Raw genomic sequence first — 18,262 nt, 5'->3', positions numbered from 1 at the left:
CCGCGAGCTTGATCATGTCCGCCGCCGTCATCGCGCCAAACCACTCACTATTGAAGCGGACCTCGGTCTTCTCGCGGTCGAGCACCTTGAAGACCTGGTCGGCGTAGGTCTGGGCGTTCGCCAGCACGTCCTCGCGGGTCAGCGGCTTGCGGGTGGCGCTCTTCCCCGTCGGGTCGCCGATCATTCCGGTGAAGTCGCCGATCAGGAAGATGACCTGGTGCCCGAGGTCCTGGAACTGCCGCATCTTGTTGAGCAGGACGGTGTGGCCGAGGTGCAGGTCCGGCGCGGTCGGATCGAAGCCGGCCTTGATGCGCAGGGGGCGGCCGGTGGCGAGGCGGGCGGCGAGGTCCTCGAGCTTGATGATGTCGTCCGTCCCGCGCGCGAGTTGCGCGAGGGCGGTGTCCGGCGTGGTCATGGGCGGCACTTCATGGAGATGAAAGGGTGAGCCGGCCCCCAGAGGGAGGTGCTGGCGCGTTAACCTCAGGTTAAACGCTGGGGGCCAAAAAAACCAAGCGCTTCAAAGGTTTGACGATGGTTTTCGGCTGTGGGTAAGTTACCGCCGTTACCGACCCTCGGAGTTGCGCCTTGTCCAATGCCCGCCGACTCGCGCCCAAGGCGCCGCGAGCCCTGACCATTGCCCTCGCGGGCGCCCTTGCCGTGCTGCTTGGGTCGATCGTGCCGGCGCTGGATGGCGCGATGGAGCGCGAGGCCCAGCCGGCGCGTGTCACGCAGGCCATCGCGCTGCCCCCGCCGCCGGCCGCCCAGGCCGCAAGCGCCACGCGCAACGACTGGCAGACCGTCCGCATTGCGTCCGGGCAGACCTTGGGCAGCGTCTTCGCCGACCTCGGCCTTCCCGCCAGCACCATGCATCGCGTGCTCGAAGTGCCGGAAGCGAACCAGATGGCCTCCCGCCTCCGTGTCGGCAGCGAACTCGCCTTCGAGATCGGCGCTGACGGGGAATTGAAGGGCCTCCGCTTCGACCAGGACGAGAGCAAGCGCGTGCAGTTGGCCGTGTCCGACGACGGCATCGAGCGCGAAGTGATCGAGCGCCCGATGGAGCGCCGCGTCGTGATCGCCGGCGGCACGATCCGAAGCTCGCTGTTCGCCGATGGCGCCAAGGCCGGGCTGAGCGCGGCCGTCATGAACGACATGGTGAAAGCCCTGCAGTACGACATCGACTTCGCACAGGACCTGCGCGAGGGCGACGCCTTCCAGATCGTCTATGAAGAGCTGTGGCGGGAAGGCGAGCGCGTGCGCGATGGTGGCGTGGTCGCCGTCAACTTCATCAACCAGGGCAAGCCGTACACGGCCGTTCGGTTCGAGCACAACGGCCAGCAGGAGTTCTTCGACCTCGACGGCCGCCCGCTGCGGAAGAGCTTCATGCGTACGCCGATCGAATTCGCCCGCCTGAGCTCCGGTTTCGGGGCTCGCCGCCACCCGGTGCTGGGCCGCATGCGCATGCACAAAGGCGTCGACTACGCGGCACCGACCGGCACGCCCATCTTCGCCGCCGGCGATGCGCGGGTGAAGTTCGCCGGCTGGCAGAACGGCTACGGCCGCACTGTCGTGCTCGACCACGGCAACGGCATCACGACGCTTTACGCGCACATGTCGCGACTCGGCCCCTACCGCGTCGGGCAGCGCGTGCAGCAGGGCCGCACCATTGGCTATGTCGGTGCCAGCGGCCTCGCCACCGGCCCGCACCTCCACTACGAGTTCCGCGTCAACGGCGTGCACCGCAATCCGCTGACGGTGACGATGCCGAAGCCGGAACCGCTGACCGGCGCCGCGCTGGCCGAGTACCGCCGCGCCACCGCGCCGGCGCTGGCCCAGCTGAAGCGCATCGAAGGCTTCCAGCTCGCGGCGCGCTGAGCGCGCCATGCATGTTCGAGACTCGAACGCCCCGGCCTTCGACCGTGGGGAGAACGGAGCCGCGCTGTTCGTCGGCCTGATTTCCGGCACCAGCGCCGATGGCATCGATGCGGCCCTGCTTTCGGTAGCGCCCCAAGCACACGCCGTCGCACCTCGCATCGAGGTACTGCATTCCCGCACGACCTCGTATGCGCCCGGCCTGCGCGCGACGATCCTGCGCGTATCGCAGGCGGATGCCCGGGTCGACCTCGACGAGTTCGGGGCGCTCGATGCGGCGATCGGCGATGCCTTCGCGGAGGCGGCCCTCTCCCTGCTGGCCGAGGTCGATGTCGATCCATCGCGCGTGCGCGCGATCGGCTCGCACGGACAGACGCTGCGGCACCGGCCGCGCCCGCCGCACCGCTTCACCCTGCAGGTGGGCGACCCAAACGTCATCGCCGAGCGCACCGGGTGCGATGTCGTGGCGGATTTCCGCAGACGGGACGTCGCGGCCGGCGGCGAAGGCGCCCCGTTGATGCCGGCATTCCACGCCGCCGTGCTCGGCGACCCCGACGAAACGCGAGCGGTGCTGAACCTCGGCGGCATCGGCAACCTGACGCTGTTGCCACCACGGGGGCCGGTGCGGGGCTTCGACACCGGCCCGGCGAACGGCCTGATGGACGCGTGGTGCGTCGAACACACCGGGCTGGCCTATGACGGAGGGGGCGCCTGGGCCAGCACGGGCCGCATGCTGCCTGCATTGTTGCAACGCTGCCTCGACGAACCCTGGCTGGCGCTGCCGCCCCCGAAGAGCAGCGGCCGCGACCAATTCCATCTGGGCTGGCTGCGCGAACGATTGGACGGGCATGAAGCATCGCAGGATGTCCAGGCAACGCTGCTGGAGTTCAGCGCGCGCAGCATCGTTGACGCGCTCCACTCGACGCAGGCGGAAACGACCCGGCTGATCGCCTGCGGTGGCGGCGTCCACAACACCGCGCTGATGGCGCGCTTGGCCGCGCTGCTGCCGGGCGTCGTCGTGGAATCCAGCGCGGAACACGGGATCGATCCCGATGCAGTCGAAGCCGCCGGCTTCGCATGGCTCGCTTGGCAGACGCTCGAAGGGCGCCCGGGCAATCGTCCGGAGGTGACCGGCGCGGCCGGACCACGCGTTCTGGGTGTCATCGTGCCCGGCGGGCGCCGGGCCTGAGATCGAGGAGGGGGCCGCGGTGGCCGACGCCCCGCGCTCAGCTGCCTTCGGGCGGATTCTTGGTGTAGGCCGGCGCGTCGTCGGGCAGGCCGCTCATCGCGCTCATCGCTTCGTAGAACGCGCGCGCCTCCTCGTCGTTCCAAGCCCCGCGCAGACGGGCGATGTCGCCCGGCACCGGCGGCGGCTCGGGCTCGGCCATGCCGAGCGCCTGCTTGAGCAGGTGCAGGATCACGTCGTTGAGCGGCCAACCTTTCTGCCGGGCCAGCTCCTTAAGGCGCTCGGCCACACGCTCATCGATGTCACGGACGAGGAAATCGGCCATGGGGGTGGGCCGCGCTCCGAGGATGGGATCAGGCCTTCGAGCTTACGCCCGGCGGTGCATTGCGCGCCAGCCACGCCACCAGCGCGATCGCGGGCAGGGCAAGCGCGGCCGTGCCCGCGAAGAACCATGCGTAGGCCTCCACCAGCGGACGACTCTGCGCGAGCGTCTCGACGATCACGCCGGAAAAGCCCTTCAACACCTTGCCGAGCAGCGCGTAGAACGAGCTGAGCAGCGCGTACTGGGTGGCGGTGTAGCCCACACTGGTGAGGCTCGACATGTAGGCGATCAGCGCGATGCCGGCGAAACCGGCACTGAAATTGTCGATTGCCATGGCGATGCCGAAGACGGTGTTGTCCGCACCGGACAGGGCCAACCAGGCGAAAGCGAGGTTCGACACGGGCCCCAGCACCGCGCCGATCAGCAGCGTCGGGAAGAGCCCGAGACGCAAGGCCGCCAAGCCGGCCGCGGCGGTGCCGAGGAAGGTGGCGGCGAGGCCGATGCCGCCGCGCACGGTGCCGATGGTTTGCTCCGCGATGCCGAGGTCGGCATACAGCGGGTTGGCCATGGGGCCCATCATGAAGTCGGCCAGCCGATACAGGCTGATCGCCGCGAGCACGGCAAGCGCCATCTGCCGATGCTGGAGGAAGAAAGCGATGAAAGGGCCGAGGATGGCGTCGTAGAGGCCTCGCCACGTCCACAACGACGGCGACCCCGCCGCGTTGGATGGCATCGCGCTGCGCGGCTCGCCGACGAAAAGCACCACGACCATCGCTGCGAAGGCCATCGCGGCGAAGCCGGCGTAGGACGAGGCCCAGCCCACCTGGGCCGCGACGAGGAAGATCAACGCGTCGGTCAGCAACAGCGCCGTGCGGTAGCCGAGCTGGTAGGCCGCACTGAGGATCGCCAGCTGGTCGCTGCTCTCGGCGCACTCGATGCGCCAGGCGTCGATGACGATGTCCTGCGTGGCGGACGCCAGTGCGACGCCGAGCGCGATCGCCCCGAACAGTTGCAGGTGGCCCTTCGGCGTGACGACGGCCATGGCGAGCAGGCCGAGCACCACGCCGCCTTGGGCCAGCAGGAGCCAACCGCGCCGGCGACCGAAGCGGCCGAGCAACGGCACCGAGGCGCGATCGACGACGGGGGCCCAGAGGAACTTCAGGGAATAGGCGATGCCCACCCATGAGAGGAAGCCGATGGCGCCAAGTTCGACGCCTTCGGTCCGCAGCCAGAAGCCGAGCGTGTTGCCCACCAGCATGAACGGCAGGCCGGCGGCGAGGCCGAGCACCAGCAACAGCGCGACCTTCGGATCGCCCACGCCGCGCAACACCTCGCGCCAGCCGGGGCGGGACGGGGCGACGGGCGCCGTGGCGGGCTTCGGCTCAGTCGGCATAGTCGACGACGAACGGGGCGTGGTCGGAGAAGCGCGGCTCCGGGTGGATCGCGCAGTCCTTCAATCGCGAGGCGAGGCCGGGACTGACCAGCTGGTAGTCGATTCGCCATCCCACGTTCTTGGCCCGGGCGGCGCCGCGCTGGCTCCACCACGTGTAGTCCTGGCCGTCCGGGCGCAGACGCCGGTAGGCGTCGACCCAACCATCTTCCTCGATGAGCGCGGTGAGCCACGCCCGCTCCTCCGGCAGGAAGCCCGAGTTCTTCTCGTTCGACTTGGCGTTGCGGATGTCCTTGGGCGTGTGCGCGATGTTCCAGTCGCCGCAGACGACGACGTCGCGGCCGGAATCCCGCAGGGCCTGCAGTTGCGGCCGGAACCAGCGCATCACCTCGAATTTGAAGCCCTGGCGCTCCTCGCCCGAGCTGCCGGAGGGCAGGTACAGCGAGACGACGGAGAGCGTGCCGAATCGGGCCTCCAGCCAACGCCCCTCCTCGTCGAACGGTGCCCAGCCGAGGCCGGTGGCATAGGCATCCGGCTTCGCCCGGCTGTACACGGCCACGCCCGAATAGCCCTTCTTGGTCGAGGCGTCGCGGAACGCCACGTGGTACCCGGCAGGGCGGAACAGCCCGTCCGTGAGCTGGTGTTCCTGCGCCTTCGTCTCCTGAACGCACAGCACGTCGATGCCGGCGCCGGCGAACCAGTCGAAGAAGCCCTTGCTGGCGGCGGAACGCAGGCCATTGGCGTTGAAGCTGCAGATGCGCATCGAAAGCGAGATCAGGGGTGGACGCCGGATTGTCGCCGATCGGGCCTCGCCAACGCGCGTCGCATCGGCGCAGATGCGCAGGGAATGGCCTTTCCGCTAGCCTGAAGGCCTGTCCGCCCCATGCCGGAGCCCGCGTGAGCGCCTACCGCCAAGCCTTCCTCGACCTGTCGCTGCGCGCGGAAGCGCTGCGCTTCGGCGAGTTCCACCTGAAATCCGGGCGCACCAGCCCGTACTTCTTCAACGCCGGCCAGTTCCACACCGGCGCCACGCTTTCCGGCCTCGCCGACTGCTACGCCGAGGCCCTGCTGGAAAGCGGCGTGGCCTTCGACATGCTGTTCGGCCCGGCCTACAAAGGCATTCCGCTGGCCACCGCGCTGGCGATGGCGCTCACCAAGCGTGGCCGCGACGTGCCGGTGGCCTTCAACCGCAAGGAAGCCAAGACCCATGGCGAGGGCGGCACGCTGATCGGCGCCCCGCTCCGGGGCCGCGTGCTGATCGTCGACGACGTGATCACCGCCGGCACGGCCGTTCGCGAGTCGGTGGAGATCATCCGCGCCGCCGGCGGCACGCCCTGTGGCGTGCTGATCGCCCTGGACCGGCAGGAGCGCGGCACGGAAGGCCTGCGTTCCGCGGCCCAGGAGGCCTCGGCCGCGCTGGGCGTGCCGGTGGTCTCGGTCGCCCGGCTGGACGACCTGTTCACCTTCGTCGCCGACCGGCCGGAACTCGCCCTGCATCGCGAACGCCTGCTCGCGTATCGTGCCGCCTACGGTTCGATCGACGGATGACCTGACATGGCCCGTAAAGCCCTCCCCCACCGCATGATCCGGCCGGTCGCGCTGGCGACCGCCATACTGGCCGCCCTGCCCGTGGCCGTCGCGCCCGTGGCGGCGCAAGGGTCCGGAGCGACGGCGGAGAAGAAGCTCTACCGCTGGACTGACTCGACGGGCAAGGTGCATTACACCGACGCACTGCCGCCCGACGTGGTGAACCAAGCGCGCGCCGAGTTGAGCGCCACCACCGGTCTGGTGCGCAGCACCATCGATCGCGCGCTGACGGCCGAGGAACGCCGCGCCGCCGAGGCGGCGGCGCTCAGCGCGGCCGAAGCGCAGGCCCGGATCGAGAACTCGCGCCGTGCGGAAGAAGCGAAGGTCAGCAGTTTCCGGACCGAGGAGGACCTCCGCGCTGCCTACATCGACCGGCAGAAGGTGGTCGACGAGACCTTGGAGAGCCTCGAGGCCGCGATCAACTCGCAGCGCGGCAGCCTGCACCAGCAACTCGGTGTCGCCGGCGATGCCGAACTGGCCGGGCGACCGGTGGCGGAGCGCACCACGCAGGTCATTTTCGAGCTGCGCGAAGAGCTGCATAAACAGGAACAAGCCCGGCTGGAGCGTGCCGCCGAGCGCCAGGTGTTGGGCGAGGAGATGGAGCGCCTCGTGGTGCTCTTCCGCGAGCGGCAAGCCGCGCGCGAGCGCGACATGGCGCCGGAGCTCTAGGCCGACGGCTTCGCGATAGACGCAGTCGCCTGACCGGCACGCGCCGCGCTGGACTCAAAAGGGCAGCGTCAGGTCGGCACGAACCATCAGGATGGCGTCCCGGAACGCCTGCTGCACGCGCGCCAAGGCCTCCTCGTTGTCCGCTTCGAAGCGCAATACGAGGATCGGCGTCGTGTTGGAGGCACGCACCAAGCCCCAGCCGTCCGGCCAGTCGGCGCGCACGCCATCAATGGTCGAGACGCGCGCGCCTTCGAAGCGCGCGCCCGCCACGAAGGTGTCGATGAACGCATGCGGTTCGCCTTCCTGCATTTCGATCTTGAGCTCGGGCGTGCTGGTGGCCTTCGGCAGCTCGGCGAACACCTCCTCCGGCTCTTCGGCGCGCGTGGCAAGGATCTCCAACAGGCGCGCGGCGGCGTAGAGACCGTCATCGAAGCCGTACCAGCGCTCCTTGAAGAAGAAGTGGCCGCTCATCTCGCCCGCGAGCTCGGCTTCGGTTTCCTTCATCTTCGCCTTGATCAGCGAATGGCCTGTCTTCCACATCAGCGGACTGCCGCCGTGGCGCAGCACGTAGCCGGCGAGATGCCCCGAGCACTTCACGTCGTAGATGATGCAGGCGCCCGGGTTGCGCTCGAGCACGTCGGCGGCGAACAGCATCAGCAGGCGATCGGGGTAGATCATCTCCCCGTCGCGGGTCACCACGCCGAGGCGGTCGCCATCGCCGTCGAAGGCGAGGCCGATGTCGGCGCCGGCGCGCTGCACGGCCTGCACGAGGTCCTCGAGGTTGTGCGGGTCGCTCGGGTCGGGGTGGTGGAACGGGAAGGTGCCGTCGATGTCGCAGTACAGGGTCTCGACATCGGCACCGATGGCCTCCAGCAGGCGCGGCCCAAGGTCGCCGGCCACGCCGCTGCCCGCGTCCACCACGACGCGCAGGCGGCGCTCGATCTGGATGTCGCCGGCGACGCGGTCGATGTAGTCCTGCCCGATATCGACGGTGTCGAGGTCGCCCCGGCGCTCGGCGACCGGCATGCGGCCCTCGACGATTCGCACGTACAGGTCGCTGATGGCCGAGCCGGAGAGGGTCTCGCCGTCGACGACGATCTTGAAACCGTTGTAGTCCGGCGGATTGTGGCTGCCCGTCACGGCGATGGCGCTGCCGAGGCGCAGGTGGTGGGCGGCGAAGTAGGCGACCGGCGTCGGCACCATGCCGACGTCCGTCACGTCGATGCCCGACATCCGCAAACCGTCGATGAGCGAGCGCGACATCTCCGGCGAGGACAGCCGGCCGTCGCGACCCACGGCGATACCGCGGAGACCCTTTTCCTTCATCAACGCGCCGATGGCGCGGCCGATGAGGCGCGCCACGTCGGCGCTCAGGGTCTGCCCGACCACGCCGCGGATGTCGTAAGCGCGGAAGATGCTGCGCTCGACGGTGAACTCCGGTGCGCTCGGCGCGACCTCGACCGGCTTGGCCGCCATGGGCTTGGCGACCTCCAGCTTGCCTTCGGCCTGCAGCTCGGCCAGCGTCGGCTCCGCCTCGACCGGCCCCTTCGCCTTGCGTTCGGCCAACCGCTTGGCCAAGGCCGCGGCCTTCTCGCGCGGCACCAGCACGAGCGCCAGGCCGAACAGGATGACGATGGTTCCCGCGACCAGCTCGACCCCTCCCCCCATGCCCAGCGTTCCCGGGTCGGCATACGGCGAGGTGCCGACCACCCGCAGGCGGCTGTCCGGCAGGGCCACGGCACCGCGTTCCGCCTCGTCAGACAGGGTCGCGTCCCCGGACTCGATCAGCGAACGCCCGCCCTGCCGAAGGGCGGCGTAGGCGCCCGGCGGTGCGGCGCGATCGATCAGCGGCTGAAGGAGGTCCATCGGACGGCGTACGTAGGCGAGGCCGACGAGCCCGCTGTCATCGGCGATCGGGGCGGCGAGCGCCAACCAGGGGCGGCCCGCGTCCTGAACCACGGCGATCTGCACGCCGTCACGGTCCAGCGCGGTGACCAGCAACCCGAGCTTCCCGTAACCGAAGCGGTCGATGCTGTCCCACAGCGGAGTGATGTCCGCGGGATGGATCTCGACGGCTTCGATGCCGACCCAATCGCCCGCGAGCGCCGCGCGCGCGCCGTCGAGGTTGTTGCCGACGATGGCTTCACGGACGCGAGGCAGCTTGCGCTGCGTCTCGAAGCTGGCACGTTCCGAGTCCAGCAAGGCGCGCAGCTCGGCGACGGCGACCGTTCGAGCTTCATGTGCCGTGATCGAGAGGGCGGAGGCGGAGCGCAAGGCCCATCCGCCCCAGGCCATCAGCCCTCCCGCCACGATGGCGAACACCGCCAGCAGGATGTTCAGGATGCGGATCTTCGGACGGGGCGCTTCGGCGTTCTGCATTGGGGGGCTCGGAGTCAGCGGGTGCCAGTGTGGCCGAAGCCACCTTCGCCGCGTTCGGAGGCATCGAAGGCGGCCACGACGTTCCAGCGGGCACGGGCGATCGGAAGGAACACCAGCTGGGCAACGCGATCGCCCGGCTGGATGGTGACGTCGGCACTGCCGCGGTTCCAGAGGCTGATCATCAGCGGCCCTTGGTAGTCGGCATCGATGAGGCCGGTGAGGTTGCCCAGCACCAGTCCCTGCTTGTGGCCAAGGCCCGAGCGCGGCAACACCACAGCGCACAGGGCGGCATCGCCGATGTGGAAGGCAAGGCCGCTGGGCACGAGGGCACACCCCCCCGGGGCGAGGGTCAGGGGCGCCTCCAGCATCGCGCGCAGGTCCATGCCGGCGGATTGCTCGGTGGCGTAGTCAGGGAGCGGGAACTCGCGCCCCAGGCGCGGGTCGAGGATCTTCAGGTCGACGGCAGACACCATGGTCACGCCACTCATGCGCGCGCCAGCCAGTCGGCGATCCACTCGACGAGGCCGCGCGCGATGTCCGCCTTGCGGGCGGTGGCAAAGGTTTTCTCGCCGCCGTTCCAGTAGAGGGTGAGCGCATTCTCGTCGGCATCGAAACCGCAGCCGGGCACCCCCACCTGGTTGGCGGCGATGGCATCGAGCGCCTTCGCCGCGAGCTTGCCCCGGGCATAGGTTTCGACATCGTTGGTCTCGGCCGCGAAACCCATCACGCAGCGCGGGCGCTGCGCATGCCCGGCGACTTCCGCCAGCACGTCCGCGGTACGCTCGAGCACCAGCGTCATCGGGCCGGCACCCTTCTTGATCTTCCGGCCGGCGACTTCCGCCGGGCGATAGTCGGCGACCGCGGCGGCACCGATGTAGGCATCGTGGCCCGGCAGCGCCCCCAGCACCGCCGCATGCATCTCGGCGGCGCTGCGGACGTCGATCCGGCGCACGCCGGCCGGCGTGGCCAGCTTCACCGGGCCAGCCACCAGGGTCACGACGGCACCTGCGCGCGCCGCCGCGTCGGCGACCGCGAAGCCCATCCGGCCGCTGCTGCGGTTGCCGACGAAGCGCACCGGATCGATGTCCTCGAAGGTGGGGCCGGCACTCACGAGGACGTGCCGACCTGCGAGGCGTTTCGGCGTCGCCGCGTCGACGAGTGCCGTTGCAAGATCCGCGACGAGCTCGGCGGGCTCGCGCATCCGGCCTTCGCCGGTTTCCCCGCAGGCCTGCTCGCCCGCACCAGGACCGAACACGGCGACGCCGCGCTGGCGCAGGGTGGCCACGTTGGCCTGCGTGGCGGCGTTCGCCCACATCACGCGGTTCATCGCTGGCGCTACGGCCAACGGTGCTTCGGTGGCCAGGCACAGGGTGCTGAGCAGGTCGTCCGCGCGTCCCTGCGCGAGGCGCGCGAGGACGTCGGCGGTGGCGGGGGCGATCAGCACCCGGGTCGCCCAGCGTGCGAGCTCGATGTGGCCCATCGCGGCCTCCGCCGACTCGTCCCAAAGCGAGGCACGGACGGGATGGCCGGAAAGGGCCTGCAGCGTGGTGGCGGTGATGAAGTGGCCCGCCCCCTCGGTCATGACCACGCGGACCTCCGCTCCGGCCTCGCGCAGGCGGCGCACGAGGTCGGCCGACTTGTAGGCGGCGATACCTCCACTGACGCCGAGCAGGATCCGTTCTCCGTGCAATGCCGCCACGCCGCGCTCCATCGGGATTGAGCCGGAAGCTTACCCCAGCGCACAACGGGTTCGGACAGCGCGGCCACCGCCCCCGCCCCACGCTGGCGGCATGACCCTGCACGACTGGCCCGCCGCCGACCGGCCCCGCGAACGCTTGCACGCCCAAGGGCCCGACGCTCTGGCCGACGCGGAGCTCCTCGCCCTCTTCCTCGGCACGGGGCCGCGCGGCAGCAACGCGGTCGCCCATGCGCAGACGCTCATCAACCGCTGCGGCGGACTCCGCGCCCTGCTCGACCGCTCGCCACCCGAGCTGCGCCGGTTGCCGGGCATCGGCCCGGCCCGTGCGGCGCTGATTTCGGCCGCACTGGCGCTGGGGCGTCGCCAACTGCGCGGCGAACTCGCGCGCGGGGACGCCTTGAGCTCGCCGCAGCAAGCGGGCGAGTACTTCAGCCGCTGGCTGCGCGCCTCGCCTCGCGAGCGCTTCGGCGTTCTCTTCCTCGACAACCGCCATCGCGTCATCGCGCACGAGGTACTCTTCGAAGGCTCCATCGACGCCGCCTCGGTGCATCCACGGGTGGTCGTGCAACGGGCGATGGGGCTGAACGCCGCGGCCGTGGTGCTCGGCCACAACCACCCGAGCGGCGTGGCCGAACCGAGTGTGGCCGACCGCCAACTCACCGCGGCGCTCAAGCAGGCCCTCGCCCTGGTCGAAGTCCGCCTGCTCGACCACTTCGTCGTCGGAGACGGCCCCGCCGTATCGATGGCCGAACGCGGATGGGTGTAGCGTCATCGCGGTAAGGCCGCCATATACTCGGTCGGGAACGACCCCCCGGGCAAACGCATGCCGCTCGACTATCGCCTGGTGTATGCGGCCGACGCCTTCGAGCAGGCGGTGACCTTCGATACGCTGCCGGATCTGGCGTGCGGCTCCCCTGCCCGCACCTACGTGCGTCGCGTGGAGGTCGCGTGCGCGCGGGCCGGGATCGACAACCCCGCCGTCGTCGACATGGCGAGCGTCGCGGTGGTTCGGATGGCGATGCGCCATGGGGCGCTCGGTGACGACGGTCATCCCTATCACAACCAGGACCACCTGCTGGAGCTCCTCGAGGACAAGCTGCCGGCCCTGCTCATGCATGCGCACCCGAGCACCACCGGCCGCGAGGCACTGGCGCTGTTCTGCGCCTGCCACGATCTGCGGCAACGAGAGGCGCGGCGCCACGACGACCCGGTTGGCGCGAACGAGGCGGCCAGCCTCGCCGAGACCGAGCGCCTCCTCGATTCCGCCGGTCTCGTCGATGCCACGCTGCGCACGATGCTCCGCCTCGCCATCGCGGGCAGCACCTTTGCGGCCGGCAACGAGGATGGCGCCGGGTCACAAGGGGCGTTCGCCCATCGGCTGGCCGGCTGGCTGGACGCCACGCACCCGGACTGGCGCAACGGTCCAAGCGCTGGCGAAGCGGAGCATCTCGCCCGGATGGCCGCGGACCTCGACACCAGCAACGTCGCGTCGCCCTATGGCGATTTCGCCCGGTCCGCGGTGGCGCTTGCCACCGAGATCCAGTATCGCGCCGGCATCGACCTGGACGACCCCGCTGCCGGTGCCAGCTGCCTCGCGTTCCTCACGCGGGGCCAGGAACGGTACGTCTTCGCCCTGCAGCGTTTCGCATCCCGCGAGGGTCGTGCCGCGTTCGGCGCCCAGCGCGATGCGAACGCGGCGCGGGTGCGCGAGACCGGGCGCCGATTGCACGAGCGTTTTGCCGCTGCGGGCGAAGTGTCGGGCCACGCGGTGATCGCGGCGTTCCGGGAGATCGTGGCGGCCGCGTCTTGAGGCCGTACAAACGACCATGAAACGCAAGGGCCGGCGCCCATGCGCCGGCCCTTCTTCTCACCGCAGCACGCCGTGGCGCGCGGTCAGGGGTTGAACGGACGCGACCAGCCGAGCGTCCAGTTGTCGCTGTCCGCGTTGCTGCGGAACGCGCCGACGAAGTCGGTGGGCATGAACCAGTCGTTCACGCTGGCCGGAGCGCCCGACGGGGGGAACACGCCGGCCGGCGCGACGCCGTTCGGCAGGAAGCTGCCGGCGACGAGCGGCGACGCGGCGAGCACTTCGTTGCCCGACTGCGACGAGAACCAGCGCTGCGCGTAGTTGGCCGACAGGCCGGAGCCCGTGCGGAAGTTGGTGGCACAACCCGAGATCTTGACGTTGTTCGCCGTCAGGACGCCCGACAGGCCGACATCCGGGTTGCCCGCAGCGGTCTCGGTCGGCAGACCCTCGATGGCTACGCAGCTGCGACGGAAGCCGTCGATCAGTACGTTATAGAAGTTGCCGCCCGTGCCGCTGTTGAGCTGGAGGCCGTCGCGGCTGGTCCCAGCGCCGGCGCGCACCGTCACGTTCGCCACAGTGCCGCGGGCACGCGGGTTGGCGTCGGCATTCGTCGGGCTGTTGGAGAGCTCGAAGCCATGGTCTTCACCCGGGCAGCCGCGGTTGTCCACGAGGCCAAACTGCAGCTTGCCCTGGAAGCCCTCATCCCAGTCGAAGCCGTCGTCACCGCCGCAGGTCACGATGGCGTAGCGCACGTTCGCCGTGCCGCCGAACCACTCGAAGCCGTCGTCCTGGCCGCGGAAGGCCTGCAGGTACTCCAGCGTGGTGCCCGAACCCACGCCGTTGAACGTGAAGGAGTTCAGCTCGCGGTTGGTGGTGAAGATGTAGCCGGCATAGCGAACCTGCATGTAGCGGACCACGCCACTGTTGTCACGCGCGTTGTTGCCACCGTAGCGATTGGTGCTGTCCCACTCCGCCACGCAGTTGGGATTGCAGTTGGCAGGCGCGCTGCCCGAAATCACGAGGCCACCGAGCTGGCCCGGCGCCGGTGCGGACGGGGCGCCCGGCAGCTCGTTCGCGGTCGTCATGATGATCGGGAAGTCGCGCGAGCCTTCGGCGAAGATCTTCGAGCCGCGATTGACCGCGAGGTGGTCGAACGAATTGGCGCTGGCGCCCGTCGACACCAGCAGCGTGCCCGGCTGGATGCGCAGGGTCGCCGCGGTGCCCCCCTGGCCGACGTCCGTACCGACCTGAACCTTGCCGCTCATCACCCAGGTGATGTTGTTGGTCAGGGTCTGGTCGCCGGTGATGGTGGCGGGCAGCTGGCAAGCGCGGGCACCGAAGGCCGGCGCGGCCGTCGCGAAGGACGGGCAGGCCGTGAAGGCCTGCTGGTAGGCGCAGGAGGCGCCGTCGGCACTACCGAGGCGCTGCAGCGTCTGCGTGCGGTTCGGGAGGCCCGACCCGGCGTCCATGGTGTAGGCGATGGTGATCGAGTTGCAGCTGTTCACCGTGACCGCGGCGGTGCCGATGCGCGTCACCGCCTGGGCGCCCGGAGCGGCCCACGTGCCGGCCGCATTACGGAACACCGGCACGGACGCCGAGGAGAACTGGAACTCCGACCAGTCCTGCTGCAAGGAGATCCAGAACGGGTTGCCGGCGGCGTCGTAGACGAAGTCCGCCGCGAAGAACGTGCCGCCCGCGCGGTTGGCGTTCGGGATCCAGTCCACCAGCACGCCGCGGCCCGACGCCGCCGGGTCGAAGTAGGCGCCGTCGAAGGCTTCGGACAGACGCACCGAGGCGTGGGCCTGGGCGGCGGCGAGCGTGATCGCGCTGGCCAGCGCGAGTCGGGTGAGGCGGGTCGAGGCGGGCATGGCGGGACTCCAGAAGTCGGGAAACGGGCCGGCGACGGCCGGTCGCCGTCGAGCGCCGCCATGCTCGGGCCCGTCGATGACAGGCCGGAGAGGCTTTCTTGACGGTCAGGTTGCAGTTCGGCCGCCCCGCCGGCCTTCCGGTAAACTTCGCGACCGCCTGCGGGCGGGCCCTCGGGGCCCGCGCCGCGCCTCGATCTCGGACCGGCCCCGCCGGCCACCCCGGAACCCGCCGTGAAAGAACACCTCCGCGAACTGCTTGCCCAGGCCCTGCTCGACCTCCGTCGCCATGGCCGCCTGCCGGCGGACCTCGCCCTCCCTGAAGTCGTCATCGACCGCACCAAGACGCCGGAACACGGCGACTACGCGACCAACCTCGCCCTGATGCTGGCCAAGCCGGCCGGGATGAAGCCGCGCGACGCCGCGCAGGCGCTGGTCGATGCGCTGCCGAAGTCGCAGCACGTGGCCAAGGTCGACATCGCCGGCCCGGGCTTCCTGAACTTCCACATCTCGCAGGGCTGCCGCCTGGCGACGATCCGCAAGGTCTTCGAGCAGGGCGAGGCCTACGGCCGCGGCGAGCCGGGCTCGCTGGAATCGGTGACGGTCGAGTTCGTCTCGGCCAACCCGAACGGCCCGCTGCATGTCGGCCACGGGCGCGGCGCGGCCTACGGCGCCACCGTCGCGACCCTGCTGGAGGCCGCCGGCCACACCGTGCAGCGCGAGTACTACGTCAACGACGCCGGCCGGCAGATGGACATCCTCGCCGTGTCGGTGTGGGTGCGTTACCACGAGCTGGCGGGCGTGGGCCTGCGCTTCCCCGACAACGGCTACAAGGGCGACTACGTCATCGAGATCGCTCGCAAGCTGCGCGGCAAGGTCGGGGACGCCTTCAAGCGCGGTGCCACCGAAGTGATGGACGGCCTGCCGGCCGACGAGTCGCAGGGCGGCGACAAGGAAGCCCACGTCGACGGCCTGATCGCCCGCGCCAAGGCCCTGCTCGGCGAGGCCGACTACCGCAAGGTCTTCGATGCCGGCCTGTCCTGGTGCCTCGCGGACATCAAGGACGACCTGAAGGGCTTCGGCGTCGTCCATGACAACTTCTTCAGCGAGCGCTCGCTGATGACCGACGGCTACGTGCAGCGCGCCATCGACACGCTGCAGGCCAACGGCCACCTGTACGAGCAGGAGGGCGCGCTGTGGTTCCGGGCGACCACCTTCGGCGACGACAAGGACCGCGTGGTCAAGCGCGAGAACGGCGTCACCACCTACTTCGCCTCGGACCTCGGCTACCTGCTCAGCAAGTTCGAGCGCGGCTTCGAGCGCGCCATCTACATCTTCGGCGCCGACCACCACGGCTACATCGCGCGCCTCAAGGCCGCGGCGCAGGGACTTGGCCTCGACCCGGCGAAGATCGACATCGAGCTGGTGCAGTTCGCGATCCTGTTCCGCGGTGGCGAGCGCGTGCAGATGTCGACCCGCGCCGGCAGCTTCGTCACGCTGCGCGAATTGCGCGAGGAAGTGGGCACCGACGCCGCGCGCTTCTTCTACGTGATGCGCGGCAACGACCAGCACCTCGACTTCGACCTCGACCTCGCCAAGAGCCAGTCGAACGAGAACCCGGTCTACTACATCCAGTACGCCCACGCGCGCATCGCCTCGATCTTCCGGCAGGCGGTGGAGAAGGGCTATTCGTGGAACCGCACGGCGGCCGAAGCGGCGCGCGCCAAGCTCGTCGAACCGCAGGAGAACGCGCTGATCACCGAGCTGATGCGCTTCCCGGAGGTCGTGCAGGCCGCCGCGCAGCACCGCGGCCCGCAGATCGTCGCGAACTACCTGCGCGAGCTCGCCGCGAGCTTCCACGCCTTCTACAACGCCCAGCCGATCCTGATCGCCGACGAGGAACTGCGCCATGCGCGCCTCGGCCTCGCCGCGGCGACGCGCCAGGTGCTGGCGAACGGCCTCGCCCTGCTGGGCGTCTCGGCCCCGGAGAGCATGTGATGGCAGCGAAGCGCGGCGGCAAATCGCAGGCGAAGCGTGGCGGCGGCTTCAAGGCCGGGCTGATCCTCGTGGCCGGCCTGCTGCTGGGCCTCGGCCTCGCCGCGGGCTACCTGATGTTCGGCGACCGGCAGAAGCTCGACGCGATCCTGCCGCAGCCGAACCCGCAGGCCGAAGCCCCGGCGCCGCGACGCGACGCCGAGCCGGTCGCGCAGGAGCCGGAAGAGGCGACGGAAGCCCCGAAGCCGACCTACGACTTCTACACGGTGCTGCCGGAGAAGGAAGTGGAGCTTCCGGGAGAGACCGCCGGGGCCGCGGCGCCGGCATCGGCAGCGACCGCGGACGCGGGAACCACGTCGACGCCCGCGGCGCCGGCGACGCCAAGCGGCCTGCAGTTGCAGGCCGGTGCGTTCGGCAATGCCGGCGATGCCGAGGCGCTGCGCGCCCGGCTGGCACTGGTGGGCCAGATGGCACGGATCGAAACCGTGCAGGTCAATGGCCGCACCCTGCATCGCGTTCGCCTTGGCCCTTACTCCGACGCGGCCGCGCGCGACGCCGCACAAAGGGCGCTGGCGGAAGCCGGCATCACGACAACGCCCGCGCGCTGATTCTCAGCGCTTCAGTGTGATCAGCGCCGAGGTGTCGAGGTCGCCGTCACCACGGCGCTCGAGTTCGCTGTAGTCCGCCAGCGCACGGTCGATGACCGGGTGTTGGAGGCCCGCCGCCTCCGCCATCGCCTGCACGATGCGCAGGTCCTTCGCCATGTGGGCACACTTGAAGCCTGGGGTGAACTCGTCGCGGAGCATCGTCGCGCCGCGCTTGTCGAGGAACCAGTTGCTGGCGGCACCAGCCATCAACGTCGGAAGCAGGCGTTCGGCATCGAGCCCGAGCTTCTCGGCGAAGGCCAGGCCTTCGCACACTGCTTCGTTGATGCCGGCGACCAGGATCTGGTTGACCGCCTTGGTGGCCTGGCCGGCGCCGTTCGGGCCCATCAGGGCGATGCGCGCGCCATAGGCCTCGAGCACCGGCCGGGCGCGCTCGAGCGTGGCTTCGTCGCCGCCGATCATGATGGACAGCCTGCCGTTCCTCGCGCCCTCCACGCCGCCGGACACCGGCGCATCGAGGAAGCCAATGCCGCAGGCCGCCAAACGCCTCGCGGCCTCGCGGGCGGTCTCGACGGCGACGGTGCTGTGGTCGATCACGATAGCGCCCGGGGCGAGCACCGCCGCGAGCCCGTCGACGTTCTCCAGCACGTCGGCGTCGGCCGAGACGCAAAGCGCGACCACGTCGCAGCCCGCGTAGTCGGCGAAGGCCGCAGCCGCCGCGACACTGGCGCGGGCGCCGGCGAAGGCCTTCGCCTTCGCGGCCGTGCGGTTGCCCACGACAGCCAGCAGGCCGCGGTCGGCGAGATGGCCGGCCATGGAATGGCCCATCGCGCCCAGGCCGATGAAGGCGGCGCGGCGGATCGACGCGGGACTCTCGGCGGGCATCGTC

At 70.2% G+C, this 18,262-nt stretch carries 17 protein-coding genes (1 of these 17 running past the window's edge); 8 read left to right on the top strand and 9 right to left on the bottom strand.

From position 1 onward, the window contains the following. A protein-coding gene (gene tyrS, locus ACYVAK_RS11805; protein WP_461061196.1) for a tyrosine--tRNA ligase crosses the window boundary here: on the bottom strand, positions 1–415 show its 5' portion. It extends 797 nt beyond the left edge of the window; the window shows 415 of its 1,212 coding nt (coding positions 1–415); the start codon lies at positions 413–415; its stop codon lies beyond the left edge, outside the window. Positions 416–585: 170 nt separating this feature from the next. Here tyrS and ACYVAK_RS11800 point away from each other — a divergent pair, with 170 nt between their 5' ends. Beyond that, entirely contained in the window at positions 586–1,872 is a 1,287-nt protein-coding gene (locus tag ACYVAK_RS11800; RefSeq protein WP_461061194.1) for a peptidoglycan DD-metalloendopeptidase family protein, read from the top strand. A 7-nt stretch (positions 1,873–1,879) separates the two neighbouring features. After that, a complete protein-coding gene (locus ACYVAK_RS11795; protein ID WP_461061192.1) occupies positions 1,880–3,058 on the top strand; it encodes an anhydro-N-acetylmuramic acid kinase in 1,179 nt (392 codons plus the stop codon). Between the two features lie 37 nt (positions 3,059–3,095). Here the strand turns inward: ACYVAK_RS11795 and ACYVAK_RS11790 are convergent, their stop codons facing one another. The 3 genes from ACYVAK_RS11790 to ACYVAK_RS11780 are packed head-to-tail and all read right to left on the bottom strand — an operon-like array spanning position 3,096 to position 5,530. Continuing rightward, positions 3,096–3,380, bottom strand: coding sequence for a FitA-like ribbon-helix-helix domain-containing protein (locus ACYVAK_RS11790; protein WP_461061190.1), 285 nt, complete (start codon positions 3,378–3,380; stop codon positions 3,096–3,098). Between the two features lie 28 nt (positions 3,381–3,408). Continuing rightward, on the bottom strand, positions 3,409–4,770 hold the full coding sequence (locus ACYVAK_RS11785; RefSeq protein WP_461061188.1) for an AmpG family muropeptide MFS transporter: 1,362 nt from the start codon (positions 4,768–4,770) through the stop codon (positions 3,409–3,411). After that, entirely contained in the window at positions 4,760–5,530 is a 771-nt protein-coding gene (locus tag ACYVAK_RS11780; protein ID WP_461061186.1) for an exodeoxyribonuclease III, read from the bottom strand. The genes ACYVAK_RS11785 and ACYVAK_RS11780 overlap by 11 nt, the downstream gene beginning before the upstream one ends. 134 nt (positions 5,531–5,664) lie before the next feature. Here ACYVAK_RS11780 and pyrE point away from each other — a divergent pair, with 134 nt between their 5' ends. Then, the gene (pyrE, locus tag ACYVAK_RS11775; RefSeq protein ID WP_461061184.1) at positions 5,665–6,315 is read left to right on the top strand and encodes an orotate phosphoribosyltransferase; all 651 of its coding nucleotides are present in this window, start codon (positions 5,665–5,667) and stop codon (positions 6,313–6,315) included. 6 nt (positions 6,316–6,321) lie between these two features. Next, entirely contained in the window at positions 6,322–7,023 is a 702-nt protein-coding gene (locus ACYVAK_RS11770) for a DUF4124 domain-containing protein (protein WP_461061182.1), read from the top strand. A gap of 54 nt (positions 7,024–7,077) precedes the next feature. On the opposite strand, the gene ACYVAK_RS11765 is transcribed toward ACYVAK_RS11770, so the two are convergent. From ACYVAK_RS11765 to coaBC, 3 genes are read right to left on the bottom strand one after another with little or no spacing between them, the layout of a single operon-like run. Continuing rightward, complete coding sequence (locus ACYVAK_RS11765; RefSeq protein ID WP_461061180.1) at positions 7,078–9,402, bottom strand: phosphomannomutase/phosphoglucomutase; 2,325 nt, start codon at positions 9,400–9,402, stop codon at positions 7,078–7,080. Positions 9,403–9,416: 14 nt separating this feature from the next. Next, positions 9,417–9,875: a dUTP diphosphatase gene (gene dut, locus ACYVAK_RS11760; RefSeq protein WP_461062138.1), complete on the bottom strand. Its 459-nt coding sequence runs from the start codon at positions 9,873–9,875 to the stop codon at positions 9,417–9,419. 11 nt (positions 9,876–9,886) lie between these two features. Further along, positions 9,887–11,101: a bifunctional phosphopantothenoylcysteine decarboxylase/phosphopantothenate--cysteine ligase CoaBC gene (coaBC, locus tag ACYVAK_RS11755; protein ID WP_461061178.1), complete on the bottom strand. Its 1,215-nt coding sequence runs from the start codon at positions 11,099–11,101 to the stop codon at positions 9,887–9,889. Positions 11,102–11,192: 91 nt separating this feature from the next. Between coaBC and radC the strand changes: the two genes are divergently transcribed. Beyond that, positions 11,193–11,867 (top strand): RadC family protein, encoded by a 675-nt coding sequence (gene radC, locus ACYVAK_RS11750; RefSeq protein WP_461061176.1) that lies wholly within the window; start codon positions 11,193–11,195, stop codon positions 11,865–11,867. A gap of 57 nt (positions 11,868–11,924) precedes the next feature. Further along, positions 11,925–12,911 carry a hypothetical protein gene (locus ACYVAK_RS11745; protein WP_461061174.1) on the top strand — a complete coding sequence of 329 codons (987 nt, stop codon included), beginning with the start codon at positions 11,925–11,927 and terminating at the stop codon, positions 12,909–12,911. 83 nt (positions 12,912–12,994) lie between these two features. Here the strand turns inward: ACYVAK_RS11745 and ACYVAK_RS11740 are convergent, their stop codons facing one another. Then, a complete protein-coding gene (locus ACYVAK_RS11740) occupies positions 12,995–14,776 on the bottom strand; it encodes a hypothetical protein (RefSeq protein WP_461061172.1) in 1,782 nt (593 codons plus the stop codon). A gap of 231 nt (positions 14,777–15,007) precedes the next feature. On the opposite strand from ACYVAK_RS11740, the gene argS reads away from it, so the two are divergent. Beyond that, complete coding sequence (argS, locus tag ACYVAK_RS11735; protein ID WP_461061170.1) at positions 15,008–16,771, top strand: arginine--tRNA ligase; 1,764 nt, start codon at positions 15,008–15,010, stop codon at positions 16,769–16,771. After that, positions 16,771–17,376 carry an SPOR domain-containing protein gene (locus ACYVAK_RS11730; RefSeq protein ID WP_461061168.1) on the top strand — a complete coding sequence of 202 codons (606 nt, stop codon included), beginning with the start codon at positions 16,771–16,773 and terminating at the stop codon, positions 17,374–17,376. Before argS ends, ACYVAK_RS11730 begins: the two co-directional genes overlap by 1 nt. A gap of 3 nt (positions 17,377–17,379) precedes the next feature. Here the strand turns inward: ACYVAK_RS11730 and ACYVAK_RS11725 are convergent, their stop codons facing one another. Continuing rightward, a complete protein-coding gene (locus tag ACYVAK_RS11725) occupies positions 17,380–18,258 on the bottom strand; it encodes an NAD(P)-dependent oxidoreductase (RefSeq protein ID WP_461061166.1) in 879 nt (292 codons plus the stop codon). Between the last annotated feature and the right edge of the window lie 4 nt (positions 18,259–18,262).

It is taken from the genome of Silanimonas algicola (assembly GCF_054777375.1).
This window is presented reverse-complemented; position numbering and strand designations above follow the sequence as displayed.